Here is a 21,033-nt window from a genome sequence, read left to right as displayed (position 1 = left end):
GTATGATTTTTAGTTTTACTACCTTTACAATATGAGCAAACTCATAGATAATTTTGGAAGACAAATTAGCTACGTTCGTTTAGCAGTAACCGACCGCTGTAACTTACGTTGTCAATATTGTATGCCTGCTCAAGGAATTGATATTGTTCCAAGAAAAGAGCTACTTACCTACAAAGAAATGTACCGAATAATTCGAGTACTTACTGAGTTGGGTGTTAACAAAGTTCGTTTAACAGGTGGAGAACCTTTTGTTAGAAAAGATTTTGTTTCTTTTTTAGAAATGTTATCGTATAATGATTTGTTAGAGGATATTAATATCACGACCAACGGAGCGCTTATTTCCAAACACATCAAAACGATAGAAAACCTTAAAAAGGTAAAGAATATCAATTTAAGCATTGATAGTTTACACCCTGAAAAGTTTGCTAAAATTACCCGTAGAGATGTTTTCCCAGAAGTATATAAAACCTTTGAGTTATTAGAAAAAAGTTCGTTGAATTTAAAACTGAATGTAGTTGTTCAGTCTGGATTTAACACTGATGAAATTAACAATTTTGTGCAGCTTACTAAAGACAAGGATATTGCAGTTCGTTTTATTGAAGAAATGCCTTTTAATGGTAGAGGACAACGAAATGCAGAAGAGGTTTGGAACTACCACAAAATCTTAGATGAAATCCAGTCTCAGTTCACTGTAACTAAGCTCCCCTCAAAAAAATCATCTACTTCTAGAAACTTTTCTATAGAGAATCATAAGGGAACTATAGGGATAATCCCTGCATTCACTCGTACTATTTGTAATGATTGCAACCGAATTAGGATTACCTCAACAGGAACTTTTAAAAATTGCCTGTTTGATGATGGCGTTTTCAACCTACGTGACTTTATTAGAAATGGTGCAAGCAATGAAGATTTAAAAGTCTTGTTTTTATCATTGATAAAAGAAAAGCCTGAAAATGGTTTTGTGGCTGAAGCAAATAGAAAAGGAAACGTAACCGAAAGTATGAGTACCATTGGGGGGTAATTTCAATGTATCAATTAGATAATTTGAAAATGTAACAATTAAACTTTTTAACAGTTACACTTTAACATATGATAACAGTAGAAGAAGCCAAACATATAGTTTTAGAAAACACACAAGATTTCGGAATTGAAGAAATTCCTTTTTTAGAAGCTGTCGGAAGAGTTTTAAAGGAAGATATTGTTGCTGATAGAGATTTTCCTCCATTCAACCGAGTGGCAATGGATGGTATTGCTATCAATCATCGTTTTTTTGAGCACGGTGTTCGCGATTTTAAAATTGAAGGAGTCCAAGCTGCTGGAAGTCCACAACAAACACTGGATAATGCCGCCAACTGTTATGAGGTTATGACAGGAGCTGTATTACCTAACAATACTGACACGGTAATTCGCTATGAAGATGTTGATATTAATACGTTAGTCGCTACTATAACTATTGATGAAATTAAAGAAGGACAAAACATACATACACAGGGTTCTGATAAAAGTGAAGGTACAATTCTAATAAAAAAGAACACTATAATTTCTGCTGCTGAAATAGGGGTTTTAGCTACTGTAGGTAAAGCCACTGTTAAAGTTGCCAAACAACCTAAAGTAATGATTGTTTCTACAGGTGATGAATTGGTTGATGTAAATGAATATCCGTTAGACCACCAAATTCGTAGAAGCAATGTATACACATTAGTTTCCTTATTGAACGATTTAAAAATCCCAGCAGATACAGCTCATATTACTGATGAAAAACAAATTTTAAAAGAAAATATAGCGTCTTTTCTACAAGAATATGACGTGCTTTTATTTAGTGGTGCTGTTAGTAAAGGTAAGTTTGATTTTTTACCTGAAGTTTTAGATGGATTGGGTGTTAAAAAATTATTCCACAGAGTTTCGCAACGACCAGGGAAGCCATTTTGGTTCGGCACTACAGACAACTGCAACGTGTTTGCTTTTCCTGGAAATCCAGTTTCAACCTTTGTAAATTGTTTGGTCTATTTTTATCCTTGGTATAAAAAGTCTATTGGCGTTTCTTCCGAAGAAAAAACAGCAATTTTAGTAAAAGACATTACTTTTAAACCTAATCTAAGCTGTTTTTTACAAGTAAAATTAACTTCTGAAAACGGGCAAGTATATGCAACTCCAATACAAGGAAATGGTTCTGGTGATTTAGCTAGTTTGGTTGAAGCTGATAGTTTTATTGAACTTCCAAAAACTGAAGAGATAGAATTTAAAAAAGGAAGTGTTTTTCCGATACTAACGTATCGGGGTTTTTAATTATTAATGTTTAGTTTTGAGTTAAAAATTTAAAATGAAGGAAAGTATTGTTCAAGGCAAGAGTTTTCAATTCTCTTTAAAAATAATTTCTCTGTACAAAAAACTACAACAAGAAAAAGAGTTTATATTTTCAAAACAGCTTTTAAGAAGTGGAACTTCAATAGAAGCAAATATAGAAGAGGCTTTAGCTGGTCAAAGTAAGAGAGACTTTATTTCTAAAATGTCTATTTCTTCAAAAGAAGCTAGAGAAACTAATATTGGTTACGTTTATTAAAAGAAAGTGACTTAACAAATATTGATATTACAGATATACTTTCGGACATTCACGAGCTAATTAGGCTATTAACAGCAATTGTAAAAACATCACAACAGAGTTTAACTAAAAATTAAAAACTCAACATTTAAAATTTATACAGAGTGAGCAACTTTTCCCACATAAACGAACAAAATCAACCTAAGATGGTAAATGTTTCTGATAAAAAAATCACGAAACGTACAGCCATTGCTAAAGCTACTATGTTTTTAGGTTCAGAAATTGTGAGTCATTTTAAAAATGATGAACTCATCACTAAAAAAGGACCTGTTTTTCAAACCGCTATCATTGCTGGAATTCAAGCAGTGAAAAAAACCTCTGATATTATTCCAATGTGTCATCCTTTGTTAATCAATGGAGTGGATATTGACATCAATATTGTAGACGATGAATATGTAGTGGTTTTTTGTAAAGTAACCATTGAAGGAAAAACAGGAGTAGAAATGGAAGCGCTTACAGGAGCTTCTGCAACTTGTTTAACCATTTACGATATGTGTAAAGCTATTAGTCAAAAAATGGTGATTCAAGAAGTGAAATTGGTAGAGAAAACTGGTGGTAAATCGGATATTAAAAATGGATAAAAAACATACTAAACATACAAATCTAGTTAAGAAGTATAATGATAATTTTGCACCTAATGAAGTAGCTATCTTAGGAACCAAATGTAGAATTATTGCTGATTTAGTTCATGAAGTTTCTGCAAAATTATCACAATACAATTTAGGATATTTTGATGCTTCACACGCCAAAGATGTTGAGCAAAATACGTTAGCTGAATATACCTTTCATCATGAAGGAAATTTACAAATAAACACTTCATCACCTGTAAACAAATACGAACAACGTTTACAGTTTTACAATCACGATTTTGTCTTTATTAATGGAAATCATTACCAAGGGGCGAAACAAATTTTGATTTTAGATGATGAGAAAGAAGCTTCTGTAAAAAAAAGGTTAGATCAATTAACAAACATTCAGTTTATAGTTAAGTTGAATAAAAACTCAAGATATTTTGATTGTTTGTTAGAACGTTTTCCAAACATCAAAAATAGCACCTCTTATACGATTAATGAGATTGATAAAATATCTAATCATATACATAATCTCATTAAAGAAAATATTGCTCCTGTAAAAGGGTTGGTTTTAATAGGCGGGAAAAGTACTCGAATGGGGCGTGACAAATCGGAATTATTGTACTATAAAAAGCCTCAAAAAGAACATGTAAAAGAGTTACTAGAAAACAACAATTTAGAAACTTTTTACTCTGTAAGAGATTTATCTACCTCTCCAGAAACGACAAATGAAATTCACGATACCTTTTTAAATCTAGGACCTTTTGGAGGTATTTGTTCTGCTTTTCAAAAAGATCCAAACTCAGCATGGTTGGTAATGGCTACAGATATTCCATTTGTAAATAATGAGCTTATTCAATTATTATTACAAAAAAGAAATCCATCTAAAATTGCAACTACAGTTAAAGGAAAAAACAAAGAATTTCCTGAACCTTTAATCACAATATACGAACCAAAAGCTTACGGAAAATTATTAGCCTATTTAGCACAAGGTTATTCGTGTCCTCGTAAAATGTTAATTAATTCTGATGTTGAAATTATTGAGGTTGATGATAATTTAATTAGAAACATCAACACTCCAGAAGATTATAAAGAAGCTATAAAAGAGGTTAACTCTTAAAAGCTACAAACAAAATTAGATTTAATAAGAAAACCTATACCAGAAACATCTTGGTATAGGTTTATATATTTATAATATTTCCTTCTTGTACTGTATTATTTAAGACTTCAAATCAAACCTATCTAGGTTCATCACCTTAACCCAAGCTGCAATAAAATCTTTTGCAAACTTTTCTTTTGCATCATTACTCGCATATACCTCAGCTAAAGCTCTTAATTCAGAATTAGATCCAAAAATTAAATCTGCTCTAGTTGCTGTCCATTTTACCTCATTTGTAACTCTATCTTTTCCTTCAAAAATTAATTGTTCTTCAGAGATAGGCTCCCAATACGTATTCATATCCAACAGATTTATAAAGAAGTCGTTTGTCAACACTACTAGTTGGGTTGTAAAAACTCCTTTTTTTGAACTATCATAATTTGCATTTAAAGCTCGCATACCACCAACCAACACCGTCATTTCAGGAGCTGTTAGAGTTAATAATTGTGCTTTATCAACTAACAATTCTTCTGGTTTAAGTGTGTATTTCTTTTTTTGATAGTTTCTAAAACCATCAGCCATTGGTTCTAAAACAGCAAAAGATTTTACATCGGTTTGTTCTTGCGTAGCATCCATTCTACCAGGATTAAAAGGAACTTTTATTGAAAACCCTGCTCTTTCTGCTGCCTTTTCTACTGCTGCGGATCCTCCTAAAACAATTAGATCAGCCATGGAAACTTTTTTCTCCTTTAACGATTCATTGAATTTATTTTGAATTTTCTCATAAACTGCCAACACCTTTTTTAATTGCGCTGGATTATTACTTTCCCAATTAACTTGTGGTTCTAAACGAATACGAGCTCCATTTGCTCCTCCTCTTCTGTCAGAACCTCTATAAGAAGACGCTGAAGCCCAAGCTGTTTCTATTAACTGATTATAAGGAATTCCCGAATTTAAAATTTCTTTTTTAAGAGAATTGATATCTGCTTCGGTTATCAGTTTATGAGTACGTATAGGAATAGGATCTTGCCAAATAAATTCTTCTTGTGGAATATCTGATCCTAAGTATGTTGTTTTAGGCCCCATATCTCTGTGGGTTAATTTAAACCATGCACGAGCAAAGGCTTTATCAAAAGATAATGGGTCTTCTAAAAACTTCTCACAAACTTTCTTATATTCAGAGTCAAACTTTAAAGCTAAATCTGAAGTTAACATCGTAGGTCTATGTCTCTTATTTTTATCAAAAGCATCTGGAAAAACCTCTCCAACGTCTTTTGCTACCCATTGATGTGCTCCTGCAGGACTCTTGGTTAGTTCCCATTCATTATCAAATAACGTATTTAAAAAAGCATGACTCCAACGAGTAGGCGTAGGCGTCCAAATAACTTCTAACCCAGAAGTAATAGCGTCTTTCCCTTTTCCTGATTTGTAGCTACTTTTCCATCCTAATCCTTGTTCTTCAATGCCAGCAGCCTCTGGTGAAGGTCCTACGTTATCAGCTGATCCTGCTCCATGAGTTTTTCCGAAGGTATGTCCCCCTGCTATTAAAGCAACTGTTTCTTCATCATTCATTCCCATTCTACCAAATGAAATACGTATGTTTTTTGCTGATGCTACTGGGTCTGGGTTTCCATCTGGACCTTCAGGGTTTACATAAATCAATCCCATTTGTACAGCTGCTAGAGGGTTTTCTACTTCTAAATCTAGCTCTCCATCCTCATTTAACCTTCTGCTTTCTAACCAGCCTGATTCAGAACCCCAATACACATCCTCTTGTGGTACCCAAACATCTTCTCTTCCTCCTGCAAACCCTATAGTTTTTAATCCCATAGACTCTATAGCTACATTTCCTGTTAAAATCATCAAATCAGCCCAAGAAATTTTCTTGCCGTACTTTTGTTTAATAGGCCATAACAATCTTCTAGCTTTATCTAGGTTAGCATTATCTGGCCAACTATTTTGTGGAGCAAAACGCTGAATTCCCATACGGGTTCCTCCTCTACCATCTCCTGTACGGTATGTTCCGGCGCTATGCCACGCCATACGAATAAATAAAGGTCCGTAGTGTCCGTAATCAGCAGGCCACCAATCTTGAGAATCTGTCATTAGCTTAGTTAGGTCTGCCTTTAACGCTACATAATCTAGCTTATTAAATTCATCAGCATAATTAAATTCTTCACCCATCGGATTCGATAATTCCGAGTTTTGTGCAAGTACATCTAAATCTAACTTATTGGGCCACCAATCTTTGTTTGACTTAGTCTCTTTTAACTGTTCTTTTTTGTGTCCTTTGTCAAAACCAAAAGGACATCCTCCCTTTTCTTTTTCTTCTCCATGGTTTTGTTTACCACTGCAAGAAAAAAGCAAAGAAGCTGTTACTACGCTTAAGATTATTTTTTTCATTATAAATTATTAATTGATTTTCAGCAAATCTATATTTGAAATAATTATGTTTTTTAAATTTTAAATAGAAATAACTTATATTAATGTAGTTTAGATTTATTTTTGAGCAAGTGGTAATTCTCTACTTTTAAATTAGGCGCATAAAAAAAGCACACTATTTTTTAAAAAAATAGTGTGCTTTTGTACCAAAGGAGGGACTCGAACCCACACGCCCTTGCGAGCATCGGATTTTGAATATAACGTTTTTCGTTTTTAGAACAAAGTTCAAGAGTCTTAAAAAATCAATTATAAATATGTTTATCAGTCATTTATAAATTAAAAACATAAATGATGAAAAATTTTATTTTCTTTGACAAAGAAAAAGTACCTACAAAAGTACCTGTAATTTCAATTAAAAAAATGTTTTCTGAACCTAAGCTTTATATCCCAAAGATTAAAGGAACTAATAAACCTAATATAAATAAGCCATGGCATATATGGTATTATTATAGAAATCCATTCACTGGGGCTATGGATAAAATAATTGAAAAAAGAGGTCTGAATAGGGTTAAAACTATAACAGAAAGAAAAAGAATAGGTAATGCATTAAAGAAAGCTAGACTCCGTTTGCTTCAAGAAGGTTATAGCCCTTTTGAAGAAAAACAGGAAGAAATTTTGGACAAGAAAAGCTATACTATATCAGAAGCTTTAGAGTTAGCTTTAAACGAAAAAAATAAAGTTTGGGCTGAAAAAACAAGACATGGAAACTCTAGCATGTATAACATCTTTGTTAAATGGGTAACAGGAAAAAAACTTGCCAATAAAGATATAGACCAACTTACTAAAAGACATATTATAATCTTTTTAAACCACATCTCGGACACTTCATCTAACACAACTAGAAATAACTTTAAAAGGCTTATTTCTTCTTTATTGTCTCAATTAGTGGCTGATGATATTCTAAGCTATAATTTTGTTAAAGATATTCCATCACTAAAAGCTAAGCCTGAAAAAAATCAACCTTTCACAATACAACAATTAGAAGCAATAAAAAACTATCTTATAAAAAATGATAAATATCTTTATCAATACATGAAATTAGTCATTTATGCTCTAATGCGACCAGTTGAAATTTGTAGGTTGAAAGTAAAAGATATTGATTTACGGAACAACACTATATTATTTGCAGAGACAAAAACAGAAAGGGCAAATATTCTGATAATTGAACCTTTAAAAGAGGTTTTTCAAAAAATGAATTTAGAAAATTACAATGCTGATGATTTTTTATTTACCAAAAAAGAAATCCCAGGGAAATGGAATGTAAAAAAAGAGTCTTCTAAAAATGAGTTTTTTAGTAGACGCTTTAAGAAGTTAAAAGATGATATAGGAGAAGAAATTAACCTAAATGATAACCATAGTATTTATTCTGCAAGACATACCGCTGCAAAAATACTATTTACTTCTTTTAAGAAACAGGGATTAACTGACTTGCAGGCAAAACATAGGTTAATGACTATAACAAGGCATAAATCATTAAGTGGATTAGAAAATTATTTAAGAGATATTGGAGCTTCTTTACCTGACGATTATACAGAAAACTATAGTATTAAGTTTTAGATTATATAAGAAGTTACTCACCTTTCTCTATTAAATTTAGGTAAGACTTACTTTCTCTATGTAAAATTTTAATAATTTCAAGTATTTTTTTTCTTTTATACAACTCTTCTATATCATAATCGTTACAATAACCGTATAAAATGGTAGTATTTTTTAGGAGGGATTTTCAGTGTTTTAAAAAAGAAATCTCCACCTAGTTCAAGTTTTAACTGATTAAGATAGTCTTTTTTCAGCAACGGTTTCTCTTTATTGTTTTTTTTTAGAAGACTCTGTATCAATCTTTAACAACCGAACACCTTGAAATTTTATTATTGGAGAATTTAAAGAAAATCCTCTTAAATAATGTTTGTTTTTTTCATTTGATATAAACATTATTTCTGAATTTGGAATTTTTTTATTCCTAAAACAAGTTTATTCATCAACTCGTTTAATAGTATCGATAGGCTGGTTTACGATATCTAGCTCTAAGAAGCCACTCATTTTCTTTTTTAATACTATTTCGTCTAAATAAAAAGTATTTGGAAATAAATAAACTATTATAGTTTTGTTCTTAATATTTTCGTTTGTAACCTTTATTTTTTTTCTTTAAATACAATGTTACTAACCAATAACCAGTCTCCTTTTTTTACTTCAATACTAAATTTGCCTTCGGAGTTCGAAACAGTTCCTTTATTTCTACCTAAATTAACTATGTGACAATCCTTTATGCCTTTTGAAAGCGGGTTTAATATAACTCCTTTTAGTTCGATTGTCATCTCGTTTTGAGAAAAAGAAAAGTTAACTATTATTACAAAAAACAAAAACAGTTTTACTTTTTTCATTTGGGTTTTATTGTTTTAAAACTTTCTAAGACAAAATAATATTTTTTTGGCATAAAGCATGTTTAATATGTAAATGATTTAGATATTATATAACTAACTATTAATAAAGTTTTCAATATCTTTTCTTAATTTTATCCACCGTTAAAAAACATATATGAAAAAATATTTTTTACTTTTAATAACTTGTCTATTCAATCATATTTTATTCTCTCAAATAGAAGGAAGTATTTATAAATTAGACTCTTTAAACAACTTACTTACAGATAATATTAAAAAAAATATAGATAAAAATATTATAGATAAAAAAATTGTATTTCTCGGAGAAGCTACACATTACAATGGCTCAGATTTTCTTGCTAAAACAGAATTTGTCAAATATTTGGTTAATCAACACAACTACAAGAACATAGCTTTTGAAAGTGATTTTTTTGCTTTGCTTTTTGACCACGATAAGAGAAATTTATATTCTATGTGGAGTAAATCTAAACAGTGTAAAGAACTTTTTACCTTTTTAAAAGAGAAAAAAGTCACCATTTGGGGATTTGACAATAAAATATATTCACTTTTCTCATATAAAAATTTCACAAAAAAGCTTTCAGAATTATTGAAAGTCTATAATATCTACCTTGACGAAGAATTTATAAGTATTTCAAAAGCAATAATTAGATATGGTTATAAGAGTAATGATAAATTATCAAAAAAAGAGATTTCTTATTTAAAGAATCAAATTTATAAAATCCTCTCTAATAAAGAAGTACAAACAAATAAACTTTTAATACAAATATTAGAAAGCTTTAAAAGTTCTATTGAATTATATACAGTAGAAGATACTAATGATGATAAGTTAAGGGTTCCCATAAGGGATGAACAAATGGCAAAAAATTTAGATTTTTTAATCAAAAGCCATCCTAATAAAAAATTTATAATCTGGTTAGCAAATGCTCATATGTCTAAGTGCAACTACGAATTAATGAATGGTCAAACAATGGGATATCAATTTGAAAAATTAAATCCAAAAAAATCTTATCGTATAGCGTTTGGGTCAATTAGGATGCCTGAGAGAAAAGAAAAAAAAATTCTAAAAGCTCAAAGAAAAAATAATAATATTTTATCTCTTTTACCCTCTTCAAAAGGCAACTTTTTTATTGATGTAAAAAAGCTAATTACTAAAAACCCAAAATTAAAGGATAAAGAATATGATGACATGTATATTTTTAACTTATATGACAACAAAATTGACTTATTAAATCATTTTGATGCACTTGTTTTTATAGGAAAAGGCATAGAAGTATCTTACCCACAAAAAGTTTTATAATTCCTCTATTATGAAATTAGAAAAGACTGTTTCTGATGTACTTTTAAAGTATATAAAGAAATCTAGAATAACTATAAATGTTAAAGAGTTTTCTTATAGATTAAAAACACACCCTAAGTACCCATCATTTATATCTGTTGTTAATACACTACAATATTTCGATATAGATTTTAGCATCTATAAAACTAATATTGAAGATATTGACAATAACGTTACTCATTTTTTTACAATGTTAAAAAATGAACAAAATCAAATGTTGCCATCTTTAATCGAAATCAAAAACAAAAAACTTAAAGCAAACTCTGTAAATATATCTAAAGAAAAATTAAATTATTCTTGGACTGAGATTATTCTCATTTTAAACGAAAAAAAACAAAGAAAAGTAAACCAGTTATTAACTATTGGTATCTTATTTACTTTTTTAAGTTTTACTTTTATTTACTTTAAAGTAAACATATTTGATTTTGCTTATTTTATATTAATTATTCTTGGTTTAATACTTTCTATATTTGCAGTAAGATTTACATTAAAATTTAATGACGTATTAGCTAAAAAAATTTGTAATATATCTACAAATGGGGATTGCGATTCAGTAATTAACAATAAAAAGTGGAAGTTATTTGAGATTATCAACTTTGCTGATTTAAGTTTTGTCTTCTTTATTTCACAAATTTTCACTTTTCTCTTAGCCTTTATATTTAAACATAAAGATTTCTTTATATCTTTTAATTTTACTCTATTAATTTTAAGTATTCCTTTTATAATTACATCTATATATTATCAAAAGTTTATAGAAAATAAATGGTGTACATTATGTTTAGGTATAATTATAACATTAACATTAGAAGCTTTCACTATTATTATTATAAAAAAAAACAATTCTATATATAATTTTAGGCTTTTACTAACTTATATAAGTGTGTTTTTGATTATGTTCTTCTTATGGAAATCGTTTAAAAAACTATTAGTAGAGAACGCAACACTCTTAAACTCTAAAATAAAAACTAACCGCTTTTTAAACAATTATCAGGTTTTTAAAGCAATCTTAAAAACTGGAAAAAAAATTAATTATACGCTAGATTATCTATCTTTTCCAAAATCAAAGCCTAAATTAACATTTACATTAGTTACTGATCCATTCTGTGAATACTGTAGAGAATTACATTATCAATTACTCTCAATTTTAAAAGAAATAGATGACGTTAACTATCATATAAATGTAGTTTTTAATATTAATGTTAATGAAGAAACAAAAGAAGATAAGTTACTATATTTAACCATGACTAAACTTCAACAAACAAAAGGGAATCAATTTTTCTTTAATGAACTACACGAATGGTATAATCATGAAAATGTAGAGCTTTGGCTAAAAAATAATTGTGATGAAAGAATGATAGATAAAAGTACAGAAACCATTTTACTTAAACAGCAAAAATGGTGTTCTGACAATCAAATAAATTATACTCCTGCTTTATTTATTAATAGATATGAGTTCCCTTTCATCTATGAAATAGAACATCTTAATTATTTTATCGATGATTTTATCGATGATTAAAAGTAAAATAAATTAGTAAAAAAGGAAGATATCGCTCCAATCATATTTATCATAATATAAAGAAAGAAGCACTAATCCTACCCCTGTATACCCCATTAATAAAGCTTCTTTATCTATAATATAAGGATTACTATCATCTGGTTGTAGATATGATGGAAAAATTATATCCCCCTCTATATCAAGTTGTATCTCTAAATTATGAGACAATTCACTCTTCCAATACTCTATTCTGTTCTTTAGAATTTCAGAAGGCAATAGCTTATCTATTTTTATAAGAATATATATAATCCCAGCGATACCATGACAAAATGCAGTATCAAAAAAATGATAGTCTTCATAATATACCATACCGGAGTTACTAACTATTCTTCTACAGACATCATTCGTTATTTTTATAGCTCGAGATATTAGTTCTTTATTCTCTAAATGAACCCCAGCATAAGAGAGTGCATAAGCTATCCCTAAATCTCCATAACAAAACCCTAATCTTGATGAAATATGCTCAGTATTTTCACCTTGATAAAAAACATCAGGATAGTTAGTATCACTTCTAACTTTAAACCTAAAACTATTAAGGCTTTTTATAATTCCGTTAATAAGAATATCTAATTCCTTTTTTTTATACCCTAAGCCTTTTAATCTTACTAGAAAGACGAGCAAGGATGGTATTCCATGTGCATACCCTAAGTTGATGGCAGGTTTTTCATCTTTATCTACTTCATCATACCAAAAAATACCTGATTCATTTTCTTCTCTATTTGAATATAAAGAATCTATAAAATCGTCTAAACATTTAATTACCTTTTTATTAGTAATTCCTAAAGATTTTATAATATATTGTAGTTTATTAAGGCTTCCATGAAGAAGGTCAAAATTATTTGTTGCTATGTCTGCTTCTATAGACTTGTCAAGGTAAGGAAGCAAATCACTAATAATCTCTTCGTCTTCAACAACACCACATTCTTTTAAATAATTCATTACCCAAAATATCCCTTCAAACCCTTCTAAAAAACCAGAATATAATTCTTTCTCGTGAAAACTGTTTAAAAGATTATTTAAAAGAAGTAAGCTTTTCTTCTTACTAGCTACTTCATTTGAATATTTATAAGAAGTTGCTTCGAAAATTAAAACCCCAAGATCAGCATCTAACGTTGGTTTATGCATTTCAGTAGATTTCTCTAAAAGAATTGGCTCTATTTTTTTTAAAAATGTATTAATCTTTTTTTTATTTAAATTCAAAGTCTTTTTTATTTAAATTAATGATATAAAAAAACCCTGTAAATTAAAAAATTTAAGGGTTTGTACTACTTATCTTAATATATAAAAAATAAGTAGTACTTTTCTAATTAAACTATAAAGCTATATTAATTTAGTGGCTCCTGAGTCTTCTATATCTTGTAAAGTAGGCTCAGTAGGACAATTTCTTACTGTGGCTTTCGTACAACGATTTGTTCCACAACAATTTTTTGTTTTACGTGTACCATTGTTACAGCTAATAAAACATAATCCTCCTTTTACACTGCTCATTTCAAGTCTGTCCATTTGAGCGACAGTCTTCTTGTTTAATTGAAGTTTTTTCATCTTAAATTTTTTTAGATTATTTAGCTAAAATATAAAAAATATTTAAACTTCTATATTTTTTATCTAATCAACACCATTCAATTAACTTTTTTTCTGTTTCTTGCTATTTCACTTTTGTAGTGCAAATTTAAAAACCAATATAAAACCCATTCATTTAATCGCTGTCTTGAACTAAAAATCCTATTACAGTGCATATGTATATAACTTTCCAATAAATCAAATATTTTTTCTTTATCCTGATTTACTTTATTTAAAATAGACTCTATTATTAACTTTGTATTATGATTATGCTCTAATAAGATATTTTCAAGATAAATATCTTCATTATTATTAATTATATTTATAATACTACTTCTATTATTTCTAAATTTCTTTGCTAACTGCTTCTTAACAGAAGAACTTCCTCCCATTTCTCTAGTATAAGAAGCTTCTAAAAAAGAAAACAACTCGCCTTTATCTTCTAAACTTATCTCCCAATTATTTAAAAAAGAATCAATCCCTTTTAATGCATACAACCATCTTTTATTTGGATCACCATCTACATGTTCCAATATTTTTACAACTAAATCACTATTAAAGAAAAATAAAGTTTCAAACTCATCAATTGTATTAGTTCCATAACGTTCCAATTCTCGTTTATAAGTATCTGTTTGAACATTCTTTATAAGCTTACTTTCTACAAAAGGAGTAACTATGTTGTGAATATTTTGAATAACATTATTTAAATTTTTTGTTTCATTTATTAAATGAAAGCGAATACGTATATGCCTATCTGGGTCATTATAATTTATAAAAAACCATTTATCAATAACCTTATTTTTAATTAATTGATCACAAATAGGCTTAAGATAAGAAATAATAAATTGTTCAGACGTCTGTGAACCCGCATATAATTTATAATATAACCATTCACTTCCTAAAATATAATAGCGTTGTTTTTTTTCTAACATTTAATCATTATTTTTATAATATGATAAGATTATCTCATGAGAAAAAGCTAAATCCTTATAGTTTTTCACTAAAGCATTTTCCTTATTAAATAAATATTCTATTAAAATAACCTCTGTTTTATTTTTTATTATTGAAATGAACATTTCTATAGATAGTTCATGTCCAAAATCAATTAATAATTGGTTATCATCGTCTGCAAGCAATACTTTATTAGGTATCTTTTCTTTTTCTAACCACTTATCAATAGCTTGCTTAGTCTTCAAGTTTTTTAGCGTACTATTTTTCACAATCCATTGAGCTGGAGATAAAATCGTGTTTTTATAATTTACGCGAGGAAAGAAGTTGTAGTGCATATACACATTTCCCCAACTAAATGAAATAAATTCATTTAAATCTTGACACTGTAAATCACCTAAAAAATAATAAATAGGCAATGAATTCCCTGAGTAATTATGAGCAGTTGCTAGTCTAGGAATTACTCTTTTATTTAATTTTTTTGAGCGTAATATTACTTTATCAGATTTTACAGAAACCAAAAGATCTTCAATAGGGATTTGGTTTTCTTTAGGTAATACACTTTTTGCTAGGTAAGGTATCTCGTAATCTCTCAAGTGGGGTCTAAATAAAACATTTCCTGTTCTCTTCTCTGGCAAATGTACAATTTCAGCATAAATAACATTTGATAAAGATTCCTCTACTTCAACAATTTCATCCACTATCTCTTTTACTTTCTCATCAGAATGGCAAAACCTACCTAGAAGAGCTGTTGCTGTTACATTACCTACATTATCTATTAATATTTTAGGGTTATTAGCATCATTATCTAAAATGCTTATGAAAGCCGAAAATGTATCCGGTATATTAGTCCAATCTTCAGAAAATCCTTTTAGGTCATCATCAGTAATTTCAATCTCGCATTTATTGTTTCTAATAGCAGACAACATTTTCTTATTAAGGAAAGTATCTCTTTTATTCCATTTTACTTCAGTATAACTATTCCGATTAGAATTGCTCCCTAAAACTCTAATATCATCAATAAGAGGTGATATATCATAACTTCCCCCATCACTTGTAGCGTATCCAATACCCGCCTCAACATCTAAAGCAAGAGCAAGAGGAATTTCCTCATCTTCATAAACGCTGTAGAAATCTTTTTTAAACTTTTTCAATTCTTCATTTTCACTAAAAATTGACAACTTATTTAAAACAAGTAAAGCACTATCAACGTTTTTAATTAGCTCTTTATTTAAAATATTCTTCCTTAAATTGGTCGTCAAATCTGTTTGTAATAAAAACTTCTTGTTATAATCTACATTGAATTTATTTATCACTTCATAAAGCTCCTGATAATATTTAAAACCTTCTCCAATGACAGAATTGTTAATCTTATTTAAGATATTTTCTACTTCTAAAAAAATAGTTTGCTCGTTAGTAGTTATAACACTATCTTTTAAAGTTTTAAAATAATCCTCCCCTGTTACTGGGGGAGAAATTGAACTTATTAAGATTTGATTGTCAATAAGCTCATTAATAAATTGAATAGCTTCATCATCTGTAACATCAGGCTCATCAATCAAGTTAGCCAGCTCTTTGATAGTAGCTCCGTTTTTACTATGTTCTAATATGAGTGTTAAATACTCCGAATCATCAATTGCAATAGTAAAATGCCTTCTTAATGTTTGTTCATACTTAAACTCTATATATCTTAATTTATCACCAACTTTATACAAACTAGTGTTTGGATAAAACTTTAAAGAATTTCTAATCTCTATATCAGATTCTAATTTTTGTGATAAAGCACACAAATAATTCATATCAAGTCTTGTAGTTCTTTTATGATTACTTGTGTGCTTTAGCACAATATGATTATCTTCTTCTATCTCTCCAACAGAACAACCACTAAACAATCCAAAAGGGGTTGCACGATTACCCATTCTTAAAAAATATTTAAGTAACGTAATTACTAGCTTTTTTTCGTTTTTTATTGACTTATTATTAATCAGCTTTAACATTTCCCCATGTAATTCCGGAGATGCAATGTAAATTGCTTCAGAAATAAAAGGTATTTTACATAACGTTTTTATTTTCTCTTTAGTCAATTTTGAAACTTCTTCAAATGATAATGTAGGTGTTCTTAAGACATAGTTATTAAAAGCTAAATACTTAGGGTTTTTCTTCATTTTGTATATAGATATTTTTTTCAAATGTAACTTTTTTTAGTAAATAAAAGTTACATTTGAAAATTTCTGTTTACGCATAAAATTAATTAATTCTATGAAGAAATTTATAAATTATAAACAAGTTGATGTTAAAGACTGTGGTCCAACATGTCTTAGAATAATTTCAGCTTATTATAATAAAATAATTTCAATTGAGGTACTTAGAAAATTAAGTGAAAATACAAGAGAAGGTAGTAGTATATTAAGTTTAAGTGACGCAGCTGAAAAAATTGGCTTTCGATCAATGGGGGTTAAATTGTCTGTCGATAGTCTAAAATCTATGAATTTACCATGTATACTACATTGGAATAAAAATCATTTTGTTGTAATTTATCAAATAAAAAACGATTATTTTTATACCTCTGATCCTGCGCATGGATTAATAAAATATGATAAAGAAGAATTTATTAGTCTATGGATTGGAAAAAATGCTGATGAAAAAACAGAGGATGGCATCGCTTTATTATTAGAACCTACTCCAAAATTATTTGAAACTAACTTTGAGAACCCTAAACAATCATTTGGCTTTTCATTTATTTCAAAGTATTTATTTAGATATAAGTCATTTATTTGGCAATTAGTTATTGGGCTTTTTGCTTCTAGTTTACTCCAACTTATTTTTCCTTTTCTAACACAAAGTATTGTTGATGTTGGTATTCAAAATCAAGATATAAATTTCATATATCTTATTCTTATAGCTCAATTAGTTGTTTTTATAGGAAGAATGTCTATTGAAGTTATAAGAAGTTGGATTTTATTGCACTTAAGCTCCAGAATCAATATTTCTTTGATTTCAGACTTTTTTATTAAATTAATGAATCTTCCTATTTCATTTTTTGATACTCGTATGACAGGGGATATACTTCAGAGAATTAATGATCATGAGCGAATAGAAAAAATTTTAACAACATCTTCTCTAAGTGTTCTTTTTTCAATGTTTAACTTAATTATATTCAGTTTCATATTAGCATATTATAATTGGCAAATATTTGGAATATTTTCTTTAGGAAGTTTTTTATATTTTCTTTGGATTACAATTTTTTTAAAAAAGAGAAAAGAATTAGATTATAAAAGATTTTCTCAGGTAAGCCAAGAGCAGAGTAAAGTTATAGAGCTTATTAATGGAATGCAAGAAATAAAATTACATAATTCAGAAAAACGAAAACGTTGGTCTTGGGAATTTTTACAAGCCAGACTTTTTAATATATCAATCGATGGGTTGGCGTTAGAACAGTATCAAAATGTTGGTGCTAGTTTTATTAATGAATTTAAAAATATTTTAATAACAATATTTTCAGCAAAATTAGTTATTGATGGAAATATAACTTTAGGTATGATGCTTGCTATAAGTTATATTGTAGGACAATTAAACTCTCCCATTTCTCAATTAATTAATTTTGTAAGAGAAGTTCAAGATGCTAAAATTTCATTAGAAAGAATTTCTGAGATACATACTAAAGATGATGAAGAAGAACAAAATATAGAGAAAATTACTGAAATTTCTAAAAATTCAAATATCATTTTATCTAATATTTCTTTTAGGTATATTGGCTCAGAACAAAAAATTTTAAAAAATTTAAATGTAACAATCCCTGCAAATAAAGTTACTGCTATTGTTGGTGTTAGTGGAAGTGGTAAAACTACTTTAATGAAATTACTTTTAAATTTTTATAACACTTACAAGGGATCAATAAAAATAGGCAATAACGATCTTCAACAGGTTTCACAAAAAATATGGAGAAAAAAATGTGGTGTAGTTATGCAGGAAGGATATATTTTTAATGACACCATTGCTAATAATATTGCTCTTGGTGATGATTATATTGATAAAAAGAAATTAGCTCACGCTGTTGATATTGCTAATATTAAAGGATATATAGAAAGCTTACCTCTTTCTTACAATACAAAAATAGGAAGTGAAGGCGTTGGTTTAAGCACAGGGCAAAAGCAACGTCTACTTATTGCTAGAGCTGTTTATAAAAACCCTAGTTTTTTATTTTTCGATGAAGCAACTTCTGCTTTGGATGCCAACAATGAAAAAGTTATCATGGAAAAACTTAATACTTTTTTTGAAAATAAAACAGCAGTAGTTATTGCACATAGGTTAAGTACTGTAAAAAATGCACATCAAATAGTTGTCTTGGAGAAAGGTAAAATTGTTGAAGTAGGAAATCATGATAGTTTAATTCAAAAAAAAGGGAATTACTATCATTTGGTAAAAAATCAATTAGAATTAGGAAAGTAAAATGTCAGAAAATAATCATTTAGATAATATAGAATTACGAAGCGAAGAAGTACAAGAAATACTAACTAAAGTACCTCATTGGATGATCCGTTGGGGAAATTCTTTATTTTTAGTATTAATTTTAATGTTGTTACTTTTATCTTGGTTTATCAAGTATCCAGATATTATCACTTCAGAAGCAACTATAACTACAAAAATACCTCCTCAAAAAGCTTTTGCTAGAGTTACTGGAAAAATAGATACTATTTTAGTAAAAGATAACCAACAAATCACAGAGAACAGTCCTATAGCTCTTATCGAAAACACAGCTAATTATGAAGATGTTTTTTATCTAAAATCTGTTTTAGACACTATTACCTTGAAAAAGGATAGCTTTTCTTACCCTCTTGAAAAAATGCCTCTATTATTTCTTGGAGATATTGAAAATGCCTACGCTAATTTTGAGAACAGTTATATACAATATATTTTAAACAAACAACTACAACCTTACTCAAATGAAGCTATTGCTAACAGCATTACTACATCTGAACTAAGAAGAAGACTACAAAACCTTAAATCTCAAAAAAAAATAAACAAAGCTGAATTAGGCTTTAAAAAGAAAGACTTAGACAGAAGTAAATCTTTATTTGAAAAAGGCGTAATTTCTGCAAAAGATTACGAAACTAAACAATTAGAATATTTACAGTCAGAACGCAGTTATCAAAATATGAGTTCTTCAATATCTCAATTACGTGAAGCGATTGCCAATAGTAATAAAACCTCTAAGGGAACTGAAATCACTCGTATTCGTGAAGAAATGACCTTATTAAAAAATACTATTCAATCTTTTAATTTATTAAAGAAAGCTATTAAAGATTGGGAATTACAATATGCTTTTATATCTAAAATAAACGGAACTGTTTCTTTTTTGAATTATTGGAATGAAAATCAAACAGTAACACAGGGTGACTTGGTTTTTACTATTATTCCTTCTCAATATTCAGCCTATATAGCTAAGCTAAAAACTCCTTCTCAGAACTCTGGAAAAATAGCTATTGGACAACTAGTAAATGTAAAACTACAAAACTACCCTGATTATGAGTTTGGTGTTTTAAAAGGAATAGTCAATAATATTTCTATGATTCCTGATAAAGAGGGTTTTTATACAATAGATGTGCTACTTCCTAAAAAGTTAGTTACTTCTTATGATAAAACAATAGAGTTTAAACACGAAATGCGTGGAACAGCAGAAATCATTACTGAAGATTTACGTTTGATAGAGCGTTTCTTCTACCAATTCAGACAAGTTTTAAATAGAACTTAATGAATACATATTTACAATCGCTTCACTCGTAGTTTTTTCACTTCTTCAATAGTTAAACCAGTAGCAAAAACAATTGTTTCATTATCAACTCCTTTTCTTTTTAACTGTTTAGCTACCTCAATATTTCTATTCTTTTCAATTATTTTTGACATTTCCTTTTTTATCTGTTCTTCTAAAATATATTTAGGAACATATCTTTTGCTTTTTTCTAATTCCTCTAAAAGACCTATATTTTTAAAACTCATATAACTCTTATCAGAGATAATCAAATGGTCTATTACATGGGTATTGACTATAATACCTACTTGTATCAATCTATCGGTTAAATTCTTATCATTGTCGGATGGCGATAACTCTCCGCTTGGGTGATTATGACATAATACTATTTTTACAGCTCTTTTTTGTAGCGCAAGACTAAAGACCTCCATAGGTTCTACCAATGTTGCATTGACTGTCCCTAAACTTATCAGTTCTATAAAAAGAATACGGTTGTTGTTTTCCAATCCAATAATCCAAAAATGTTCTCTGTTTTGGTCTATCTTACTTTCACGGAGTAATACCTTTTGCATGATTCCGTAAATATCATCGGAATTTAGAATTTTTATTTTTTCCGCTTCTGTCAATTTTATATCCATAAAAACAAAAGTAAGGTTTTATCTCTTAATGTTTACCAATTCTAATTGTGGTAACAAAAAAGCGACAAAGTAATACCTTGCCGCTTTAAATGTTTTCACAACGGAATAATCCTTATTGTGAATTGATTTCAAAATTGTA

17 protein-coding genes are annotated in these 21,033 nt (G+C 28.7%); 10 read left to right on the top strand and 7 right to left on the bottom strand.

The annotated features are described in order from the left end of the window. The first annotated feature begins 31 nt into the window (after positions 1-31). The 5 genes from moaA (at position 32) to NH341_RS02475 (ending at position 4,291) form a co-directional block, all read left to right on the top strand. Complete coding sequence (gene moaA, locus NH341_RS02495) at positions 32-1,021, top strand: GTP 3',8-cyclase MoaA (RefSeq protein ID WP_159611124.1); 990 nt, start codon at positions 32-34, stop codon at positions 1,019-1,021. Positions 1,022-1,089: 68 nt separating this feature from the next. Continuing rightward, entirely contained in the window at positions 1,090-2,286 is a 1,197-nt protein-coding gene (locus tag NH341_RS02490) for a molybdopterin molybdotransferase MoeA (RefSeq protein ID WP_253055636.1), read from the top strand. Positions 2,287-2,320: 34 nt separating this feature from the next. Next, positions 2,321-2,560 (top strand): four helix bundle protein, encoded by a 240-nt coding sequence (locus tag NH341_RS02485; protein WP_370641873.1) that lies wholly within the window; start codon positions 2,321-2,323, stop codon positions 2,558-2,560. A 143-nt stretch (positions 2,561-2,703) separates the two neighbouring features. Then, on the top strand, positions 2,704-3,180 hold the full coding sequence (gene moaC, locus NH341_RS02480) for a cyclic pyranopterin monophosphate synthase MoaC (protein WP_159611128.1): 477 nt from the start codon (positions 2,704-2,706) through the stop codon (positions 3,178-3,180). Further along, positions 3,173-4,291 carry an NTP transferase domain-containing protein gene (locus NH341_RS02475; protein WP_253055635.1) on the top strand — a complete coding sequence of 373 codons (1,119 nt, stop codon included), beginning with the start codon at positions 3,173-3,175 and terminating at the stop codon, positions 4,289-4,291. Before moaC ends, NH341_RS02475 begins: the two co-directional genes overlap by 8 nt. 99 nt (positions 4,292-4,390) lie before the next feature. Here the strand turns inward: NH341_RS02475 and katG are convergent, their stop codons facing one another. Further along, positions 4,391-6,673, bottom strand: a complete 2,283-nt coding sequence (gene katG / locus NH341_RS02470) for a catalase/peroxidase HPI (protein WP_253055634.1) — start codon at positions 6,671-6,673, stop codon at positions 4,391-4,393. Positions 6,674-7,000: 327 nt separating this feature from the next. Here katG and NH341_RS02465 point away from each other — a divergent pair, with 327 nt between their 5' ends. After that, positions 7,001-8,269, top strand: a complete 1,269-nt coding sequence (locus NH341_RS02465) for a tyrosine-type recombinase/integrase (protein ID WP_253055633.1) — start codon at positions 7,001-7,003, stop codon at positions 8,267-8,269. A gap of 572 nt (positions 8,270-8,841) precedes the next feature. Here the strand turns inward: NH341_RS02465 and NH341_RS02460 are convergent. Continuing rightward, positions 8,842-9,090 (bottom strand): hypothetical protein, encoded by a 249-nt coding sequence (locus NH341_RS02460; RefSeq protein WP_253055632.1) that lies wholly within the window; start codon positions 9,088-9,090, stop codon positions 8,842-8,844. Positions 9,091-9,244: 154 nt separating this feature from the next. On the opposite strand from NH341_RS02460, the gene NH341_RS02455 reads away from it, so the two are divergent. Together NH341_RS02455 and NH341_RS02450 are read left to right on the top strand one after the other, a co-directional pair. Beyond that, a complete protein-coding gene (locus NH341_RS02455) occupies positions 9,245-10,405 on the top strand; it encodes an erythromycin esterase family protein (protein ID WP_253055631.1) in 1,161 nt (386 codons plus the stop codon). Positions 10,406-10,415: 10 nt separating this feature from the next. After that, the gene (locus tag NH341_RS02450; RefSeq protein ID WP_253055630.1) at positions 10,416-11,960 is read left to right on the top strand and encodes a vitamin K epoxide reductase family protein; all 1,545 of its coding nucleotides are present in this window, start codon (positions 10,416-10,418) and stop codon (positions 11,958-11,960) included. A gap of 12 nt (positions 11,961-11,972) precedes the next feature. On the opposite strand, the gene NH341_RS02445 is transcribed toward NH341_RS02450, so the two are convergent. The 4 genes from NH341_RS02445 to NH341_RS02430 form a co-directional block, all read right to left on the bottom strand. Beyond that, positions 11,973-13,199, bottom strand: coding sequence for a lanthionine synthetase LanC family protein (locus NH341_RS02445; protein WP_253055629.1), 1,227 nt, complete (start codon positions 13,197-13,199; stop codon positions 11,973-11,975). 120 nt (positions 13,200-13,319) lie between these two features. Next, entirely contained in the window at positions 13,320-13,541 is a 222-nt protein-coding gene (locus NH341_RS02440) for a class I lanthipeptide (protein ID WP_253055628.1), read from the bottom strand. Positions 13,542-13,618: 77 nt separating this feature from the next. After that, positions 13,619-14,491: a thiopeptide-type bacteriocin biosynthesis protein gene (locus NH341_RS02435; protein ID WP_253055627.1), complete on the bottom strand. Its 873-nt coding sequence runs from the start codon at positions 14,489-14,491 to the stop codon at positions 13,619-13,621. After that, the gene (locus NH341_RS02430) at positions 14,492-16,696 is read right to left on the bottom strand and encodes a lantibiotic dehydratase family protein (RefSeq protein ID WP_253055626.1); all 2,205 of its coding nucleotides are present in this window, start codon (positions 16,694-16,696) and stop codon (positions 14,492-14,494) included. Between the two features lie 70 nt (positions 16,697-16,766). Between NH341_RS02430 and NH341_RS02425 the strand changes: the two genes are divergently transcribed. After that, positions 16,767-18,956 (top strand): peptidase domain-containing ABC transporter, encoded by a 2,190-nt coding sequence (locus NH341_RS02425; protein WP_253055625.1) that lies wholly within the window; start codon positions 16,767-16,769, stop codon positions 18,954-18,956. A 1-nt stretch (position 18,957) separates the two neighbouring features. Beyond that, entirely contained in the window at positions 18,958-20,259 is a 1,302-nt protein-coding gene (locus NH341_RS02420; protein WP_253055624.1) for an HlyD family secretion protein, read from the top strand. Between the two features lie 11 nt (positions 20,260-20,270). On the opposite strand, the gene NH341_RS02415 is transcribed toward NH341_RS02420, so the two are convergent. Then, complete coding sequence (locus NH341_RS02415) at positions 20,271-20,894, bottom strand: JAB domain-containing protein (protein WP_253055623.1); 624 nt, start codon at positions 20,892-20,894, stop codon at positions 20,271-20,273. Between the last annotated feature and the right edge of the window lie 139 nt (positions 20,895-21,033).

It is taken from the genome of Tenacibaculum sp. XPcli2-G (assembly GCF_024124505.1).
In the GTDB taxonomy this organism is placed as follows: domain Bacteria; phylum Bacteroidota; class Bacteroidia; order Flavobacteriales; family Flavobacteriaceae; genus Polaribacter; species Polaribacter mesophilus.
The sequence above is the reverse complement of the archived record's forward strand: the minus strand, read 5'-3'. Positions and strand labels throughout refer to the sequence as shown.

What these genes read in the sequence shown, in the direction of transcription:
- moaA (WP_159611124.1), top strand. Translation starts at nt 32, where the DNA reads ATGAGCAAACTCATAGATAATTTTGGAAGACAAATTAGCTACGTTCGT.
- NH341_RS02490 (WP_253055636.1), top strand. Translation starts at nt 1,090, where the DNA reads ATGATAACAGTAGAAGAAGCCAAACATATAGTTTTAGAAAACACACAA.
- NH341_RS02485 (WP_370641873.1), top strand. Translation starts at nt 2,321, where the DNA reads ATGAAGGAAAGTATTGTTCAAGGCAAGAGTTTTCAATTCTCTTTAAAA.
- NH341_RS02475 (WP_253055635.1), top strand. Translation starts at nt 3,173, where the DNA reads ATGGATAAAAAACATACTAAACATACAAATCTAGTTAAGAAGTATAAT.
- katG (WP_253055634.1), bottom strand. Translation starts at nt 6,673, where the DNA reads ATGAAAAAAATAATCTTAAGCGTAGTAACAGCTTCTTTGCTTTTTTCT.
- NH341_RS02465 (WP_253055633.1), top strand. Translation starts at nt 7,001, where the DNA reads ATGATGAAAAATTTTATTTTCTTTGACAAAGAAAAAGTACCTACAAAA.
- NH341_RS02460 (WP_253055632.1), bottom strand. Translation starts at nt 9,090, where the DNA reads ATGAAAAAAGTAAAACTGTTTTTGTTTTTTGTAATAATAGTTAACTTT.
- NH341_RS02455 (WP_253055631.1), top strand. Translation starts at nt 9,245, where the DNA reads ATGAAAAAATATTTTTTACTTTTAATAACTTGTCTATTCAATCATATT.
- NH341_RS02450 (WP_253055630.1), top strand. Translation starts at nt 10,416, where the DNA reads ATGAAATTAGAAAAGACTGTTTCTGATGTACTTTTAAAGTATATAAAG.
- NH341_RS02440 (WP_253055628.1), bottom strand. Translation starts at nt 13,541, where the DNA reads ATGAAAAAACTTCAATTAAACAAGAAGACTGTCGCTCAAATGGACAGA.
- NH341_RS02435 (WP_253055627.1), bottom strand. Translation starts at nt 14,491, where the DNA reads ATGTTAGAAAAAAAACAACGCTATTATATTTTAGGAAGTGAATGGTTA.
- NH341_RS02425 (WP_253055625.1), top strand. Translation starts at nt 16,767, where the DNA reads ATGAAGAAATTTATAAATTATAAACAAGTTGATGTTAAAGACTGTGGT.
- NH341_RS02420 (WP_253055624.1), top strand. Translation starts at nt 18,958, where the DNA reads ATGTCAGAAAATAATCATTTAGATAATATAGAATTACGAAGCGAAGAA.
- NH341_RS02415 (WP_253055623.1), bottom strand. Translation starts at nt 20,894, where the DNA reads ATGGATATAAAATTGACAGAAGCGGAAAAAATAAAAATTCTAAATTCC.